Below are 16154 nucleotides of genomic sequence, written 5' to 3'. Positions count from 1 at the left end.
CACATGGGCATTCTCACTCGGTTGCGGAACGCGTTCGGACGGTCCCGCAAGTCACGGACCGCCGAGGCGGAGGGTGCGGCGCGCACGACAGCGGCCGAGCCGGAGACCACGACCGACTCGTCCCCCACCACGGACCCCGAACTCCCTTCCCCGTCCCCGGAGCCGGCCCCCACACGGACGGCGAGCGTCCCGGAACCCCGCGTGTCCCCGGGCACGGTGTCCCCCACGTCCCGGGACGAACACGACCTCGTCTCGGCGGCCTTCGACAACGTGACGGTCCCCCGGCCCACACGCTCGACGGAGTCGGAGCGGACGGAGCCCGACGAGCCTGCGGTTGCCGAGAGGCCGACGGAGGCGCCCGAAGCGAAGACGCCGGTTGAGAAGCCGGCGGCTCCGGACGAGACCAAGGCCGGGACCGAGGCCGAGGCCAAGGCCGAGGCCGAGGCCGACGCCGAGCGGAAGCCGGGAGCGGCAGCCGAAGCCCGGAAGGAACCCGAGGCGGCCCCGAAGCCGACGGACGAGCCGAAGGCCGAGGCCGAGGCCGAGGGCGAAGCCGAGGGCGAAGCCGAGGGCGGAGCCGAGGTTGCGGTGGAGGCCGAGGCCGAGGCCGGCACGAAGGCGGAGCCCGAGTCGGCAGCCGAGGCCCGGGAAGAACCCGAGGCGGCCCCGAAGGCGACGGACGAGCCGAAGGCCGAGGCCGAGGCCGAGGGCGAGGGCAAGGGCGAGGGCAAGGCCGAGGTTGCGGTGGAGGCCGAGGCCGGTGACAAGCCGGAAGCTGAAGCTGAGCGCGAGGACGAGGCTGAGGCGAAGACAGCGCCCGAGGCCGACGCGACGACCGAGTCCGCGGCCGCCGACGGCGACAAGGCCCCACAGGGGCCACCCGCACCCGCCGACGAGACCCGCACGGGTGGTGCGGGTGGGAACGACAAGGCCGAAGGCGAAGCCGAGGCCAAGGCGAAGAAGACCACCCAGGCCAAGACCACGCCCAAGACCGCAACCAAGGCTGCATCCAAGCCGGCGGCCAAGGCCACGACCAAGCCGGCGGCCAAGACCAAGTCCGACGCGTCGACAAGCCCCACGGCCGCCACCGGCGACAAGGCCGAAGGCGAAGCCGAGGCCAAGGCCGGCACCGGCACCGGCACCGGCACCGGCACGGACACCCGCACGGGAACCGGCCCCGCCCTGCCCCTCACCCGGCTGAAGTCGGACGCCCCCGGCCTCGCCACCGCGTACAAGGCCGCCGCGACCGCCCTGGACGACAACGACCTCACCGGCACCCGCGCCAAGGTCTACCTCGTCCTGGACCGCTCCGCGTCGATGCGCCCGTACTACAAGGACGGCTCCGCCCAGGCCCTCGCCGAGCAGACCCTCGCCCTCGCGGCCCACCTCGACCCCGAGGCCACCGTCCCCGTCGTCTTCTTCTCCACCGAACTCGACGGCACTGGCGAGATCACCCTCACCGAGCACGAGAACAAGATCGACGACCTGCACGCGGACCTCGGCCGCATGGGCCGCACCAGCTACCACGTCGCCGTCGAGGCCGTCCTCGCCCACCACGACAAGGCCGGGTCCGCCTCCCCCGCCCTGGTGATCTTCCAGACGGACGGCGCTCCCGACGCGAAGACCCCGGCCACCCAGGCCCTCACGGACGCCGCGAAGACGCACCCCGCCGTCCACTTCTCGTTCGTCGCCTTCGGCGACCCGGAGAACAAGGCCTTCGACTACCTCCGCAAGCTGAAGAGCCCCAACACGTCCCACTTCCTCGCCGGTGAGACCCCCCGCGAGCTCACGGACAAGGAACTCTACGAGGGCGTCCTGGCGAACTGGCGCCCCTGACCCTCCCGGCACCGGCCTGCGCCGCCCGCTTCCCACCCCGTGAAAGGGGAGGCGGGCGGCGTATCCGTGTCGGCTACGATTTCAAGGTTCCGTAGACGACCGAGACCACGAGATCGTCACCCCGCGTAGCGACTTGGGAGCAGCCCGCGATGGCTCGACACCTCATCACCAGCGCCCTTCCGTACATCAACGGGATCAAGCACCTGGGCAACATGGTGGGGTCCATGCTCCCGGCGGACGTGTACTCGCGCTATCTGCGCCAGCGGGGCCACGAGGTCCTCTACATCTGCGCGACGGACGAGCACGGCACCCCCGCTGAGCTGGCCGCCAAGGAGCAGGGCATCCCCGTGGACGAGTTCTGCGCCCAGGCCCACGACCAGCAGAAGGCGATCTACGACGGCTTCGACCTGGCCTTCGACTACTTCGGCCGCAGCTCCTCGCCGCAGAACCACGAGATCACGCAGGAGATCGCGCGCGAGCTCAAGGCCAACGGCTTCATCGAGGAGCGCTCGATCCGCCAGGTCTACTCGAACGCCGACAGCCGCTTCCTGCCGGACCGCTACATCATCGGCACCTGCCCGCACTGCGGTTACGACAAGGCCCGCGGCGACCAGTGCGAGAACTGCACCCGCGTCCTGGACCCGACGGACCTGATCGACGCCCGCTCGGCGATCAGCGGCAGCAGCGACCTGGAGGTCCGCGAAACCAAGCACCTGTTCCTGCTGCAGTCGGCGCTGGCCGGCGAGGTCGAGGCGTGGGTCGACGAGCGCGCCGACGAGTGGCCGGTGCTGGCCTCCTCCATCGCCCGCAAGTGGCTGACCGAGGGCCTGCACGACCGGGCGATCACCCGCGACCTGGACTGGGGCGTCCCGGTCCCCGCCGACACCTGGCCGGACCTCGCCGCCGAGGGCAAGGTGTTCTACGTCTGGTTCGACGCCCCGATCGAGTACATCGGTGCGACGAAGGAGTGGGCGGACCAGGACCCGGAGAACCGCGACTGGCGCTCCTGGTGGTGGGAGTCCGACGCGGACGTCCGCTACACCCAGTTCATGGGCAAGGACAACGTACCCTTCCACAGCGTGATGTTCCCGGCGACCCTCCTGGGCACCCGGGCGCCGTGGAAGAAGGTCGACGTCATCAAGGCCTTCAACTGGCTGAACTACTACGGCGGGAAGTTCTCGACCTCGCAGCGCCGGGGCGTGTTCACCCACGACGCCCTGGACATCCTGCCGGCCGACTACTGGCGCTACTTCATGATGGCGAACGCCCCCGAGTCGGACGACTCGTCCTTCACCTGGGAGCACTTCACGGCCACGGTGAACAAGGACCTCGCCGACACCCTGGGGAACTTCGTCAACCGCGTCCTGTCCTTCTCCCGCAAGCGCTTCGGCGACGACGTCCCGGCCGGTGCCGCACCGGGCGAGGCGGAGGCGAAGCTGGGCGAGGAGATCGCCCGGCTGCTCGCGGAGTACGAGTCGCAGATGGAGGCCATCCAGTTCCGCAAGGCGGCGGCAGCACTGCGCGCCCTGTGGTCGGCGGGCAACTCCTACCTGGAGGAGAAGGCCCCCTGGCTGGAGATCAAGACCAACCCGGAGGGCGCGGCGCTCACCCTCCGTACGGCGATGAACCTCATCCACCTCTACGCGGTGGTCTCCGAGCCGTTCATCCCGACGTCGGCGAAGCGGATGCGCGAGGCGTTCTCCCTGGAGAACGACACGGCGCGCTGGGTCACCTCCGAGGAGGCGAAGTCGCTGGACTCCGTCCCCGCGGGCACCCCGTTCACCATCCCGCCCGTCCTGTTCGCCAAGCTCACGGAGGACGACCTGGAGTCCTACAAGGAGCGCTTCGGCGGCGAGCCGGCGTAATCACGGGCGTAACCCGCGACGCCTCCGCCAACGCGCTCTGCCCCCGGTTCTCACCGGGGGCAGAGCGCGAACGTTTTGCTCACCCCCGAACGGGTGAACGTCTTCCATCCGCCGGAAATGCGGCTGTCTGCTCGGTTACATGGCCCGCATGGTCTCCTCAGCCCATGAAGACAATCACCGGATCTTCCAGGAGCGGCCAGACATCCTTTCCTTATCTCTCTCGGTGCGGGCATCGCGTTTCCCGAGAAGGCGGCCGTCTGCGCGATCGGCTCCGACGTGGACGAGGCCGGACCCCTGCCACTTCTTTCCGCTTCTCGACTCGGCGTTGGGACACCAACCGCTGGCTGGACCGGACGCCCCACGTGGCGAGCGTCGACGACTTCTTCGCCAAGATGCGGGGTCCACCGCGGACCGGACCGCAGCCTGACCACGGAGCGATCATGATCGACGATCTGGACGCCACACCAGCACTTCATGACTTGCTGCGGTTCACCCTGACATGCATGAGCTTGGGCATTCCGCCGGAGAAGGTGGTCGGCGATTTCCGTTCCGAGCTGGAGATGCTGAGGCAACAAGGCTCCCTCTCCCTCGGGGACATGGCCCGCATCCGGGCCAGGATGGACAAGCGGCCCGATGACGAGCACGAGGACGAGGAATGGGTCCGGGGGTACACCGCCGGATACACGGCGGCGTGGGCCGGAGCGGTGCTGCGGCTCCTGAACCTGCGGGACATCGCGGTCTCCAAGGAGGTCTTCCGGCCCCTGCACGTGTGTCCGGACCCGGACATTCTCACTCGCTGCTTCGACCGCGCCGTCACGATGGACACATCGGAGGAACTGATCACCGCAGAGCCCGACCACGCCCGGCCCGCCGGCTCCTGAGCTGCTGCGGACCACTACCACTGCGGCCCGGGGCCGGTGGCAGAGGATCCGCTCAATCGGGTGCGCAGGGGTGCGTTCGACCGAGACAATCATGGCACCACACGTGAGGGAGACACCGATGGCACTGTTCGGCAACGCGCACACCGTGAACCCGTCCTCGGCCCAGCAGGACTACGCCCGTCTCCTCGGGCACGGCGAGCAGGTGCACGCGGCGTTCCTGCTGATCCGCGACACGATCCTGTTCACCGACCGCCGCCTGATCCTCGTCGACAAGCAGGGCATCACCGGCAAGAAGGTGGAGTACCACTCCGTGCCCTACCGCAGCATCACCCACTTCTCGGTGGAGACGGCGGGCACCTTCGACCTCGACGCCGAACTGAAGATCTGGATCTCCGGCACCCCGACCCCCATCGAGAAGACTTTCACCAAGGGCGTCGACATCTACGAAGTCCAGGCGATTCTTACCCAGTTCGTGGCGAGGTAGCCCTTCACATCACGGGAACGTTTTTGCTGTTTCCGAAAGGGTGAACGCATGCCGGACGGCCCGCCTCACCGCGAGAGGCGGGCCTACTTTGCCCACATGGTCACCTCAACCCATGAGACCTCGCACCGGATCTTCCAGGACCATCCGGAGGTTCTCTTCCCCGTCTTCGAGGCGCTGGGACTCCCGCCGCCCGCCAAGGCGACGATCGAGGCGCTGACACCCGACGCCACGGAGATCAAGCCTCTGGAACGCCGGGTGGACACGGTGCTGAGAGTGGAGCCGTCGGACGGCGACGGGTTCCTCATCGCCATCGAGGCCCAGACCGGCAAGGTCCGCGGCAAGGGCCTCAGCTGGTCGTACTACGTGGCCTACCTGCATGCGAAGTTCGGCCTGCCGGTGCTGCTGGTCGCGGTGTGCAGGAACCGGCCGACGGCGGCCTGGGCGGCCGGGCCCTTCGAGTGCCGCGTCGGTACGTGGACGTCCCAGGCCACACGGCCCTTCGTCCTCGGCCCGGACAACGTACCTGAGATCACCGACGAGTCCCTCGTCGCCAGAGCACCGGCGATGGCCACCTTCTCGGCCATCGTGCACAGCGAAAGCGAGAACGCCCCCGCCATACTGGACATGCTGGCCCGCGGAATGCGGTCGTTCGACAAGGCCACAGCGAAGTACTGGTGCGAATGGCTTGAAGTAGGACTGGAGAACACTCCGGTCCAGGAGACGTGGAGAGAGCTGGAGAAGATGGTCGCCACTTACTTCCCGGGCAGGGGAACCCTCTTCGAGCAGACCTACCTCGAAGGCAAAGCCGAGGGCACGGTTGTGTCCCTCCTCCGCGTGCTCGAGAAGCGCGGAGTTCCGCTCTCCCCCGACGACCGGGAACGCATCACCACCTGCACCGACCTCGACACCCTCACCCGATGGTTCGACCGCGCGCTGACCGCCACCTCGGCAGCCCTCCTCTTCGCCGAGGGCTGAGCGCGAGGGTCTGGACGCCGCAGCGGCCCGGGACCGTTTCCGGTTCCGGGCCGCTGTGCTGCTCGGCGTTGTGAAGCCGCTCCGCGTACTACTTCGGCTGCGGCTTGCGCACCGTCAGGTGCAGTTCCTTCAGCCGGGCCTCCTCCAGCTCCGTCGGCGCGCCCATCATCAGGTCCTGAGCGTTGCCGTTGAGCGGGAAGGCGATGGTCTCGCGGATGTTGGGCTCGTCGGCGAGGAGCATCACGATGCGGTCGACGCCCGGGGCGATGCCGCCGTGCGGCGGGGCGCCGAAGCGGAAGGCGCGCAGCATGCCGGCGAACTTCTCCTCGACGGTCTCCCGGTCGTAGCCGGCGATCTCGAACGCCTTGAGCATGATCTCCGGCTCGTGGTTCCGGATCGCGCCGGAGGACAGCTCGACGCCGTTGCAGACGATGTCGTACTGCCAGCCCAGGATGTCCAGCGGATCCTGGGTCTCCAGGGCCTCCAGACCGCCCTGCGGCATGGAGAACGGGTTGTGCGAGAAGTCGATCGCGCCGGTCTCCTCGTCCTTCTCGTACATCGGGAAGTCGACGATCCAGCAGAACCGGAAGACACCCTCCTCGAAGTGCCCGGCGCGCTTGGCGGCCTCGACCCGGACCGCGCCCATGATCTTGGAGACCTCGTCGAACTCGCCCGCGCCGAAGAACACGGCGTGACCGGCGGCCAGCGAGAGCCGCTTGGTGAGTTCCGCGACGTTGTCCTCCGTCAGGAACTTCGCGATCGGGCCGGACAGCGAGCCGTCCTCGCCCACCCGGACCCAGGCCAGGCCCTTGGCGCCCTGCGAGACGGCGAAGTCACCGAGCTGGTCGAAGAACTTGCGGGGCTGCGCGGAGACGTCCGGCACCGGCAGGGCACGGACGTGCTTGCCGGCGAAGGCCTTGAACTCCGAGCCCTCGAAGATGTCGGTGATGTCGACGAGTTCGAGCTGGGCACGCAGGTCGGGCTTGTCGGAGCCGTACTTCAGCATCGCCTCGCGGAAGGGGATCCGCGGGAACGGCGAGGTGACGTGACGGCCGCCGCCGAACTCCTCGAACAGCTCGGTCATCAGCTTCTCGACGGGCTGGAAGACGTCCTCCTGCTCGACGAAGCTCATCTCGATGTCGAGCTGGTAGAACTCGCCCGGCGAGCGGTCGGCACGGGCGTCCTCGTCGCGGAAGCAGGGCGCGATCTGGAAGTAGCGGTCGAACCCGGAGATCATCAGCAGCTGCTTGAACTGCTGGGGCGCCTGGGGAAGGGCGTAGAACTTGCCCGGGTGCAGGCGGGAGGGGACGACGAAGTCGCGGGCGCCCTCGGGGGAGGTCGCGGACAGGATCGGCGTCGCCATCTCGTTGAAGCCGAGGGCCGTCATCTTGTGCCGGATGGCCGAGATGACCGCGGTGCGCAGCATGATGTTGCGGTGCATGCGCTCGCGGCGCAGGTCGAGGAAGCGGTACTCCAGGCGCCGCTCCTCGTTGACGCCGTCCTCGGTGTTGATCGTGAACGGCAGCGGGGCCGCCGCGCCGAGCAGCTCGACCTCGCCGACCTCGACCTCGACCTCGCCGGTCGGCAGGTCGGGGTTGATGTTCTCCGCACCGCGGGAGACGACCTTGCCGTCCACACGGACGGTCGACTCCTTGGAGAGCTTGTCGAGGGCCTCGTAGGCGGGGGTGCCGGGACGGGCCACGAGCTGCGTGATGCCGTAGTGATCGCGCAGATCGATGAAGAGGATGCCGCCCAGGTCGCGCCGATTGTGCAGCCAGCCACTCAGCCGGACGTCGGTGCCGACGTCAGAGGAGCGGAGCTCGCCGCAGGTGTGGGACCTGTACCGATGCATCGTCGTTCATCCAGTCTTCGCTGATCGGGGTCTGTGTTTCACGTGAAACTGGGACCCAGCGTACCGGGCAGGTGAAGATCGGCTCTCCCCAGTTGTTCCCCGCGCACGGGTCCGCCTTCGGTGGCAGTGTTCGAGCGCCTCTTCTTAAAGTGGGGCAATGCGCACTGGCGAGCCCCTGCCCGCCGTGGGGGAGGCACTGGCCGCCCTCGCGACCGGCCTGTGGCACTGGGACACCGCCACCGGGCTGGTCACGGTCGACGCCGAGGCGGCACGGCTGCTCGGGCTGCCCGCCGAGCAGGTCACGCTCACCGAGGCCCAGGCCCGGGCGCGGCTGCACCCGGTCGACTGGAACGAGATCACCGGTGTGGTCCAGCTGGCCGTGGCCGAGGCCACCCTGGCCGAGGTCCGCATCCGGATCATGGACGAGCAGGGGCGGGTGATCCGGGTCGTCCGCAGCCGTTCCAAGCCCACCTTCGACCGGGCCCGCAAGGCGTATCTGCTGATCGGCACCCTTCAGGAGGTCACCGAGCCGACGCCGGGCACCCCGGCCGGGCGCAGCGCGGTCACCGGCGACTGGCGGCGCTCGCGGGAGGCGTTCCTGCTGGACGCCGGCCGGGCGCTGGCCGAGGCACGCTCGACCCAGGAGGTCCTGCGGGTCACGGCCAATCTGTCGATGCCGGGCTTCTCACCGGACGGACTGGCGGTGTTCGGAGTGGAGGGGGACCGGCTGACGGTCATCGGCCACCACGGGCAGCAGCGGGGCACCGAGAACCCCTTCTCGGACATGCCGCTGGACACGGACTACCCGGCCGCCGAGGTGGTGCGCACGGGACGGGCCGTGTACCTGTCGTCGGCCCAGGAGTACAAGGCCCGCTATCCGCTGACGTGGCCGCTCGCCGAGCGGTTCGGGCGACGCTCCTGGGCGTTCCTGCCGCTGACCGTGGCCGGCCGCACGATGGGCGCGTGGATGGCGGCGTTCGCCTACCCGGTGGCCTTCACACCGGACGAGCGGTCCGTGCTGGCGACCGTGGCGCGGATGCTGGCGCAGGCGCTGACCCGGGCGGGGCTGGCGGAGAGCGAGCGCGCCCTGACCGACGGGCTGCAGCGCACGATGCTGCCGAGGCTCGGCCCCCAGCGCATCCCGGGCATGAGCGTCGCCGCCCGGTACGTGCCCACCGGCGGCGGTCTCCAGGTCGGCGGTGACTGGTACGACGTGATCCCGCTGCCCAGCGGACGCTTCGCCCTGGTCATCGGGGACGTCCAGGGCCATGACGTGCGGGCGGCGGGTCTGATGGGACAGCTGCGCATCGCCCTGCGCGCCTACGCCTCGGAGGGGCACCGCCCCGACGCCGTGCTGTCCCGGGCCTCCCGCTTCCTGCACGGCGTCAGCGACGAGGACCCCTACGACCCGCGGTTCGCGACCTGTGTGTACGTCGAGGTCGATCCGTCGTCGGGGGTGCTGGACATCGCCCGGGCGGGGCATCCGGACCCGGCAATCCGGATGGCCGACGGCACGGTGCTGACCCGGCCGACCTCGGGCGGCCTGCCGCTGGGCATCGATCCGGACGCCGACTACCCGACGACCCGGCTGGTGCTGGAGCCCGGCGAGACGATGCTGATCTGCACGGACGGCCTGATCGAGACGGGCGGTCACGACCTGGACACCGGCTGGCGGCGGCTGCGGGCGATCCTGGAGGAGCACCGGGGGGATCTGGAGGAGCTCGCCGACACGCTGGTGCAGGCCGTGCACGGGCCGTCGTCGCACCACACCACCGGCCCGCTGGCCGACCGCCGCGAAGACGACATCGCCATGCTGCTGCTGAGCCGGGAGGGCGGGGGCTGCGGCTGCGGGGACACCCGAACCGCGACGCCGCCGGTCCGCCGATCGGTGCTGACGGTGGCGCAGGCGGAGCCGGAACGGGTCGCGGTCGCCCGGCAGCAGCTGCGGGAGCTGCTGCACGACTGGTCCTCGCCGGACCAGGTGGACTCGGCGGTACTGCTGCTGTCGGAGCTGCTGACGAACGTCCTGGTGCACACCGACTCCGACGCACTGCTGGTCGTCGAGCTGACCGGCGCCGTCGGGGAGCGGCGGTTGCGCGTCGAGGTCACGGACGCCGGCGACGATCTGCCGCACAAGCGCAGGCCGGGCGAACTGGCGTCCTCCGGCCGCGGCCTGGTCCTGATCGAACTGCTCGCGCACGGCTGGGGGGTGGAGCCGCGGGGCGAGGGAAAGAGCATCTGGTTCGAGCTCTACGAGTCGGTGAACGGCTCGGACGGCGGCTCCTGGACGCCCTGACGGCCCCCGGCGTCAACCCGGCGCCAGTGCACCCTTTCGTGTGACCGCCGGGTGAGTGACGACGACGCCCTTCACACCCCCTGCACGATGCGTGCCCTGGCCGATTCCGACCGCAGGCAAGGAAGTCGCATGGGCAAGTCCGCATCCCGGGAGGACCGGGGCAAGAGGTCCTCCTTCTCGATGTCGTACGAGGGCGGGCGGCGCGACCCCTCCACCCACGTCGAGCTCGGACGTCTGTCGTACAAGGGCCCGGCCACCGCCGTGGTGGCCCTGGCCGTGGTGGCCGCCGGCGGCGTGGTCGGGTACCAGCTGCTCGCCGGTCAGGACGGGTCCGGTGGCACCGGGACCGGGCCGGGCACGAGCGTGTCGTCCGGCGCCGACGCGGCGAAGGACGCCGGCGGGGCGGATTCGAACGGCACGGGCACGAGCCCGCAGGCCGCGGCCCCGGGCGCCACGTCGGCGCCGCCCGCCGAGAGCGGGCCCGGCCGCGCCACCCCGGCGGCCGACGGCGGAGCGGGCGCGGCGGTGGTGCGGGAGCACCGCAAGGTGGTGCTGCGGTCCTCGTCCACCGTGGACCTGGACTTCACCGACGCCGTCTCCGACATCACCTTCACCATGCCGACCGGCGGCAACGGCTGGACGCTCGCCGGCGCCGCCGGCGACCTCGCCACCGTCGACGGCCCGGCGACCGCCGAGAGCTGCGCGGCGGCCACCGACTTCGGCTTCACCATCGACCGGAAGAACATCGCCAAGGGCCTCACCGCGTGCGTGCTCACGGACGAGAACCGGGTGGCGGCCATCACCGTCCTGGGCTGGCAGAAGGACGACAACGGCCTGTCGTCGGTCACCATGGACGTCACCCTCTGGGAGAAGTCCGAGGCGCAGTGACGTCCGTCAGTCCTGCGGGCCGCTCGCGGTCATTCCGTGCACCGCCGGGACCGTGCCCAGCCGGCCCTTCTGGAAGTCCTCGAAGGCCTGCATGAGCTCGTCCTTGGTGTTCATCACGAACGGGCCGTAATGGGCCATCGGCTCACGGATGGGCTGCCCGCCGAGCAGGACGACCTCGAGGTCCGGGGTGTGGGAGTCCTGCTGCTCGTCCGCGCGCACGGTCAGCGAGGAGCCCGCACCGAAGACGGCGGTCTGGCCGGTGTGGACCGGACGGCGGTCCGTGCCGACGCTGCCGCGCCCGGCCAGGACGTACGCGAGGCCGTTGAAGTCCTCGCGCCACGGCAGGGTCAGCTCCGCGCCCGCCGCCACCGTCGCGTGGATCATCGTGATCGGCGTGTGCGTGATGCCGGGGCCCTGGTGGCCGTCCAGCTCACCGGCGATGACGCGCAGCAGCGCGCCGCCGTCGGGGGTGGTCAGCAGCTGGACCGAGCCGCCGCGGATGTCCTGGTAGCGCGGGGCCATCATCTTGTCCTTGGCCGGGAGGTTCACCCACAGCTGCAGGCCGTGGAAGAGCCCGCCGGACGTCACCAGGTGCTCCGGTGGTGCCTCGATGTGCAGCAGCCCCGAGCCGGCGGTCATCCACTGGGTGTCCCCGTTGGTGATCGTGCCGCCGCCTCCGTTGGAGTCCTGGTGGTCGAAGATGCCGTCGATGATGTAGGTGACGGTCTCGAAGCCGCGGTGCGGGTGCCAGGGGGTGCCCTTGAGTTCTCTCACTTAGGGGCGTATGGTCGCCCCCATGACACTAGGAGTCGTGACCGGCGTGGACACGTACGCAGCGGCGTATGACCGGCAGTCGGCGGAGCGCGAGAACCGAAGCGCTGCAAGCCCAGCCACTCAGCGTAGCGCCAACGAAGAGAAGGCGGCCGACCTTCGGCACGAAGTCGAGCGCGAAGGCGGCAAGTTCAGGTTCGTCGGGCACTTCAGCGAAGCACCCGGCACGTCAGCCTTCGGCACCGCTGAGCGCCCGGAGTTTGAGCGGCTTCTGAACGAATGCCGTTGCGGGCGAATCAACGCGCTGATCGTGTATGACGTTTCACGCTTCTCCCGACTCGACGTCATGGACGCAATCCCTATCGTTACGGAATTGCTGAACCTGGGCGTTACCATCATTTCCGTTATGGAAGGCACCTTCCGTAAGGGCAACGTGATGGATCTGATCCACCTGATTATGCGGCTGGATCAGGCGCACAAGGAATCGTCGACGAAGTCGGCCAAGATTCTCGACACGAAGAACCTCGCCCGGGAATTGGGCGGATACGTCGGCGGGAAGGCGCCTTACGGCTTCAAGCTTGTTCCGACGCCCGTTGAGATCACGCGCAATGGCAAGACGTCCATTGTCGTCGTTCAGAAGCTTGCGCACGCCGACGCGGAACTCTCCGGCCCCTTCGACACTGAGCCGGAAGTGATTCGCTGGTGGTGGAAAGAGATTAAGACGCACAAGCACCTTCCATTTAAGCCGGGCAGTAATGCCGACATGCACCCGGGCAGCATCACGGGACTGTGCAAGCGCATGGAGGCAATGAGCGTGCCGACCCGGGGCGAGACAATCGGCAAACGCACTGCCGGTAGCGCATGGGACCCGGCAACCGTGAAGCGCATTCTTATGGACCCGCGCATTGCCGGGTACGCCGCCGAAGTCGTGTATAAGCGCAAAGCCGACGGCACCCGCACAAGCAAAATCGAGGGTTACCGAATTCAGCGCGACCCGATCACGCTCCGGCCGGTCGCACTCGACTGTGGCCCGATCATCCCGCCCGCCGAATGGCACGAACTTCAGGCATGGCTAGAAGGCAGAGGGCGCGGCAAGGGGCTTTCCCGGGGTCAGGCCATCCTGAGCGCCATGGACAAGCTCTTTTGCGAGTGCGGCGCCGTCATGACGTCGAAGAAGGGCGAAAACCCAGTCAAGGACTCTTACCGCTGCCGTCGGCGGAAGGCGCTACCCAAGGGCGCCCCAGGATGGCACCCGGGCGAGTGCAACGTGTCTCAGGCGGCACTGGACAAGTTCGTTGCTGAGCGCATTTTCAACCGGATTCGGCACGCCGAAGGCGACGAAGAGATCATGGCCATGCTGTGGGAGGCAGCGCGCCGGTTCGGGAAGCTCACAGAATCGCCCGAGAAGGCCGGAGAACGCGCGTCCCTAGTCGCGGAGCGGGCAGACGCCCTTCAGGCGCTTGAAGAGCTGTACGAAGACCGTGCAGAGGGTGCGTACGACGGACCCGTTGGCCGGAAGCACTTCAGGAAGCAGCAAGCCCAACTTCAGCTCAGGCTTCAGGGCGCGGAAGAGCGGTTGGCCGAACTGGCGGCAGCGGACGCGCCACGGCTTCCCATTGAGGAGTGGTTCCCCGAAGATCCGAGCGCCGACCCAACCGGCCCGGAGTCCTGGTGGGGGAAGGCGGACGTGGACGACAAGCGGGCGTTCGTGGCGCTCTTCGTCGACAAGATCACGGTCAGCAAGGCATGGGCAGGCAAGGGCAAGTCGACCCCCATTGAAGAGCGAGCCACAATCGAGTTTGCGCGGCCTCAGACGGACGACGACGACCAGGACGACGACGGCGACGAGTAAGGCGCTCAGCGGAGCGCACAGGGCCCTTAGAAGGGCAGCGGGAAGGGCCGGACTCCCCCAGGGTCCGGCCTCCCTTTTCGGCTACGGATGTTTAGTTAGCCTAACTACATGTTCCTTCGTCACCACAGCGCGCAGGCGCAGGCCGTCTGACCTGCCAGTTGTGATGATGAGACGCTGTGACTCGTTTTCTGGAATCACATAAGACTTCTCTATAGGCAATCCAGGATCGCCGTCCCATCATCACAACGTCACGCCCGGCCCGCCTGCGCTGAACCCGCCCACCAGGTCACCGACTCCCTTCATATAGGTAGAGGGAAACGCGCACCGCGCATCTAGTAGCGGAACGCATACGGCGGACTGAGTGCGCCCCTCTGTTGCCGGTAGCTCCTCCGCCTCTCCCGGAGTTGAGCACCGGCGTTGCCTCCTTGGTCTAGCGGCCTAGGACGTCGCCTTGTCATGGCGAAGGACACCGGTTCAAATCCGGTAGGGGGCGCAGGGTGCAGACAATAGGGCCGTGACTGGCGCGACGATATGCACCCGGAGTGAAACCGGCCCTCACTGCCCGACTAGTCATCGGGTAAGCGGGAAGCGAGTAGCTCCGAATGCCTCCCTAGCTCAGTCTGGTTAGAGCACCTGTTTCGTAATCAGGGGGTCGGCGGTTCGAATCCGTCGGGGGGCTCGTGGTGCGTACGGCGGGGTTGCCCGTGACGGCGCACCTTCCATGACTAGTAGCTCAGAGGGCAGAGCGTCCGGCTGTACCCGGAAGGTCGCAGGTTCGAATCCTGCCTAGCCAGCAATGCTCAGCCTACTCACGTGAGCAGGCTGGGCCGCGCATGTCCACATCCAATCGGCAAGGGGGTATGCCCTATGCGTACCCGCTGCCTGGACTGTAGGGAGTGGGCTACCCACGCGGGCCGATGCGCTCAGCACCACGCCGACTACACGGCACGGCGCAGCATCAAGAGCCATGCGAAGCGGCGTGCTGCTATCGCTCGTGGCAACAACGCTGCGGCGAAGCTGAGGCGCGCTGTCCGTGCTGCGGTTAAGCGTGGCGAGTACGTGAGCTGTGCGCGTTGTCCTGGTCAGTTCCTCGCGAGTGGCGTGGACATTGACCACATCATCCCCCTTGCCAAGGGTGGCGAAGACGTGGCCAGCAATGTTCAGGTGCTCTGCAAGGCTTGCCATAAGGCCAAGACGCGTGAGGACTTCGCCCGTACCTCTCCCCCGTTCTGATCGGGGTAGGGGGATGCGGCTCCGAAGTTCCCAGCCGTACGTCTCAGCGATCCCGGCCCCAGCTCGGAAAACGCACGCTAGGTGTGACGCCGGACCCCGGCCCCCCAGCGACCTGAACCCTTGCTAATACTGGCCTAGCGCCACTTCGGCACGCTGAGAATGGGTCAGTTAACGACCCGTTAAGGGGGTGCTAAGTGAGTCGAGCGAAGGCCCCGGACATGCGTACCGGGAACGCCAACACTGCCGCCGTCGCTGAGCCTGCCCCCGTCGTGTACGAGGGTCGAGCGCCCAGGGTGCCCAGTCACTTGAAGGACACGGGCAAGGACGTATGGCGAAACGTGTGGTCGGCGGGCATGGGTGCGTACTCCCCCGACACGGACCGGAACGTAATTCTCCGGTACTGCGAACTTCACGACCGGCGTGCGGATCTCCTCGCGCTGATCGAAGCCGACGGCTACATGTCGGAGGGGTACAACGGTCAGCCGGTCGCGCATCCGATGCTTCGCTTCGTCGAGTCGACGGAGAAGGAACTTCGGAGCATCGAAACGGCCATTGGCTTCACGCCGGAAGCGCGCTTGAGGCTGGGTCTCGTGGCCGCTGAGGCTCGGAAGGTGGCCGCCGGTCCAGAGGACTTCTAGGGAATGCCCCGGGTTTCCCCGGGGCTCGCCCTTACCTCTTCTCAGTATTCGAGCGTGGCGCCCTTGTACCGGGCGGCAATCTCCTTCCACATCTGGCGGGTTGCCGCTCCGTCGTGCCGCTGAACCTTCGACTCGTGCCGCAGGAACAGGGTCGGGTGCTGCCCCTTGATGAAGTACTCGCCGTCGTACTTGAAGCCGTCGCCGTCGGCAAGCTCACCCCACGTGGTGTTGAGCCGCTCCGCCCGCATCTTTTGGTACGCCTGAGCGGCGCGGTAACCCTCGTTCGTCAGTGCCCGCCCGGAGCCCTTGCACTTGAAGCAACGGCCCTGGTCGTTGAACTTCCAGCCGCCTTCCGTCCGGGTCCCGGCTCCGCCGCACCGGTCACAGTTCTCGCGCTCGAAGGCAATGCGCTTCGGCTCACGCGAGACGTGGAAGGCTACCCAGCACTTCGCGGCGGCTTCGGCCATGCGCCGGGTCAGGTACTTACCGGTGATGTGAACAACCGGGGCGCCGTCCCGAACCACCGTGAAGAACTTTCCCTTGACCTTCGCCGTCTGCATGTCCATCGTTTCCGCCCCTGTCG

The 16154-nt window shown here is 68.2% G+C and carries 13 protein-coding genes and 3 tRNA genes; 13 read left to right on the top strand and 3 right to left on the bottom strand.

The window, feature by feature from the left end:
- The first annotated feature begins 3 nt into the window (after window positions 1-3).
- The 5 genes from Q5694_RS09085 to Q5694_RS09065 all read left to right on the top strand — a co-directional run bounded on the left by Q5694_RS09085 (window position 4) and on the right by Q5694_RS09065 (window position 6041).
- A complete protein-coding gene (locus Q5694_RS09085; RefSeq protein ID WP_333932001.1) occupies window positions 4-1836 on the top strand; it encodes a VWA domain-containing protein in 1833 nt (610 codons plus the stop codon).
- A 149-nt stretch (window positions 1837-1985) separates the two neighbouring features.
- A complete protein-coding gene (gene metG, locus Q5694_RS09080; protein WP_333932000.1) occupies window positions 1986-3701 on the top strand; it encodes a methionine--tRNA ligase in 1716 nt (571 codons plus the stop codon).
- Between the two features lie 503 nt (window positions 3702-4204).
- A complete protein-coding gene (locus tag Q5694_RS09075) occupies window positions 4205-4582 on the top strand; it encodes a hypothetical protein (protein ID WP_333931999.1) in 378 nt (125 codons plus the stop codon).
- A gap of 118 nt (window positions 4583-4700) precedes the next feature.
- On the top strand, window positions 4701-5066 hold the full coding sequence (locus Q5694_RS09070; protein ID WP_333931998.1) for a PH domain-containing protein: 366 nt from the start codon (window positions 4701-4703) through the stop codon (window positions 5064-5066).
- Window positions 5067-5162: 96 nt separating this feature from the next.
- Window positions 5163-6041, top strand: coding sequence for a hypothetical protein (locus Q5694_RS09065; RefSeq protein WP_333931997.1), 879 nt, complete (start codon window positions 5163-5165; stop codon window positions 6039-6041).
- An 88-nt stretch (window positions 6042-6129) separates the two neighbouring features.
- On the opposite strand, the gene aspS is transcribed toward Q5694_RS09065, so the two are convergent.
- Window positions 6130-7893: an aspartate--tRNA ligase gene (gene aspS / locus Q5694_RS09060; RefSeq protein WP_333931996.1), complete on the bottom strand. Its 1764-nt coding sequence runs from the start codon at window positions 7891-7893 to the stop codon at window positions 6130-6132.
- Window positions 7894-8050: 157 nt separating this feature from the next.
- Between aspS and Q5694_RS09055 the strand changes: the two genes are divergently transcribed.
- Entirely contained in the window at window positions 8051-10189 is a 2139-nt protein-coding gene (locus Q5694_RS09055; RefSeq protein ID WP_333931995.1) for a SpoIIE family protein phosphatase, read from the top strand.
- Window positions 10190-10318: 129 nt separating this feature from the next.
- Entirely contained in the window at window positions 10319-11077 is a 759-nt protein-coding gene (locus Q5694_RS09050) for a hypothetical protein (RefSeq protein ID WP_333931994.1), read from the top strand.
- 6 nt (window positions 11078-11083) lie between these two features.
- Here Q5694_RS09050 and Q5694_RS09045 read toward each other — a convergent pair whose 3' ends face one another.
- Window positions 11084-11851, bottom strand: a complete 768-nt coding sequence (locus tag Q5694_RS09045; protein WP_443040834.1) for a pirin family protein — start codon at window positions 11849-11851, stop codon at window positions 11084-11086.
- A gap of 37 nt (window positions 11852-11888) precedes the next feature.
- Between Q5694_RS09045 and Q5694_RS09040 the strand changes: the two genes are divergently transcribed.
- The 6 genes from Q5694_RS09040 (at window position 11889) to Q5694_RS09015 (ending at window position 15571) form a co-directional block, all read left to right on the top strand.
- On the top strand, window positions 11889-13700 hold the full coding sequence (locus Q5694_RS09040; protein ID WP_333931993.1) for a recombinase family protein: 1812 nt from the start codon (window positions 11889-11891) through the stop codon (window positions 13698-13700).
- Between the two features lie 419 nt (window positions 13701-14119).
- Window positions 14120-14193: transfer RNA gene (locus tag Q5694_RS09035), tRNA-Asp, on the top strand.
- A 111-nt stretch (window positions 14194-14304) separates the two neighbouring features.
- Window positions 14305-14379 (top strand) — tRNA-Thr (locus Q5694_RS09030).
- 43 nt (window positions 14380-14422) lie between these two features.
- Window positions 14423-14494: transfer RNA gene (locus tag Q5694_RS09025), tRNA-OTHER, on the top strand.
- A 73-nt stretch (window positions 14495-14567) separates the two neighbouring features.
- On the top strand, window positions 14568-14933 hold the full coding sequence (locus Q5694_RS09020; protein ID WP_333931992.1) for an HNH endonuclease: 366 nt from the start codon (window positions 14568-14570) through the stop codon (window positions 14931-14933).
- Between the two features lie 269 nt (window positions 14934-15202).
- Complete coding sequence (locus tag Q5694_RS09015; protein WP_443040844.1) at window positions 15203-15571, top strand: phage terminase small subunit P27 family; 369 nt, start codon at window positions 15203-15205, stop codon at window positions 15569-15571.
- A gap of 41 nt (window positions 15572-15612) precedes the next feature.
- On the opposite strand, the gene Q5694_RS09010 is transcribed toward Q5694_RS09015, so the two are convergent.
- Window positions 15613-16137 carry a hypothetical protein gene (locus tag Q5694_RS09010; RefSeq protein ID WP_333931990.1) on the bottom strand — a complete coding sequence of 175 codons (525 nt, stop codon included), beginning with the start codon at window positions 16135-16137 and terminating at the stop codon, window positions 15613-15615.
- Window positions 16138-16154 lie beyond the last annotated feature (17 nt).

Origin of the sequence: Streptomyces sp. AHA2 (genome assembly GCF_036857595.1) — a bacterium.
Classification (GTDB): domain Bacteria; phylum Actinomycetota; class Actinomycetes; order Streptomycetales; family Streptomycetaceae; genus Streptomyces.
Note: the sequence above shows the minus strand (reverse complement) of the source record. Positions and strands in the feature narration are given on the sequence as shown.

What these genes read in the sequence shown, in the direction of transcription:
- Q5694_RS09085 (WP_333932001.1), top strand. Translation starts at nt 4, where the DNA reads ATGGGCATTCTCACTCGGTTGCGGAACGCGTTCGGACGGTCCCGCAAG.
- metG (WP_333932000.1), top strand. Translation starts at nt 1,986, where the DNA reads ATGGCTCGACACCTCATCACCAGCGCCCTTCCGTACATCAACGGGATC.
- Q5694_RS09075 (WP_333931999.1), top strand. Translation starts at nt 4,205, where the DNA reads ATGAGCTTGGGCATTCCGCCGGAGAAGGTGGTCGGCGATTTCCGTTCC.
- Q5694_RS09070 (WP_333931998.1), top strand. Translation starts at nt 4,701, where the DNA reads ATGGCACTGTTCGGCAACGCGCACACCGTGAACCCGTCCTCGGCCCAG.
- Q5694_RS09065 (WP_333931997.1), top strand. Translation starts at nt 5,163, where the DNA reads ATGGTCACCTCAACCCATGAGACCTCGCACCGGATCTTCCAGGACCAT.
- aspS (WP_333931996.1), bottom strand. Translation starts at nt 7,893, where the DNA reads ATGCATCGGTACAGGTCCCACACCTGCGGCGAGCTCCGCTCCTCTGAC.
- Q5694_RS09055 (WP_333931995.1), top strand. Translation starts at nt 8,051, where the DNA reads ATGCGCACTGGCGAGCCCCTGCCCGCCGTGGGGGAGGCACTGGCCGCC.
- Q5694_RS09050 (WP_333931994.1), top strand. Translation starts at nt 10,319, where the DNA reads ATGGGCAAGTCCGCATCCCGGGAGGACCGGGGCAAGAGGTCCTCCTTC.
- Q5694_RS09020 (WP_333931992.1), top strand. Translation starts at nt 14,568, where the DNA reads ATGCGTACCCGCTGCCTGGACTGTAGGGAGTGGGCTACCCACGCGGGC.
- Q5694_RS09010 (WP_333931990.1), bottom strand. Translation starts at nt 16,137, where the DNA reads ATGGACATGCAGACGGCGAAGGTCAAGGGAAAGTTCTTCACGGTGGTT.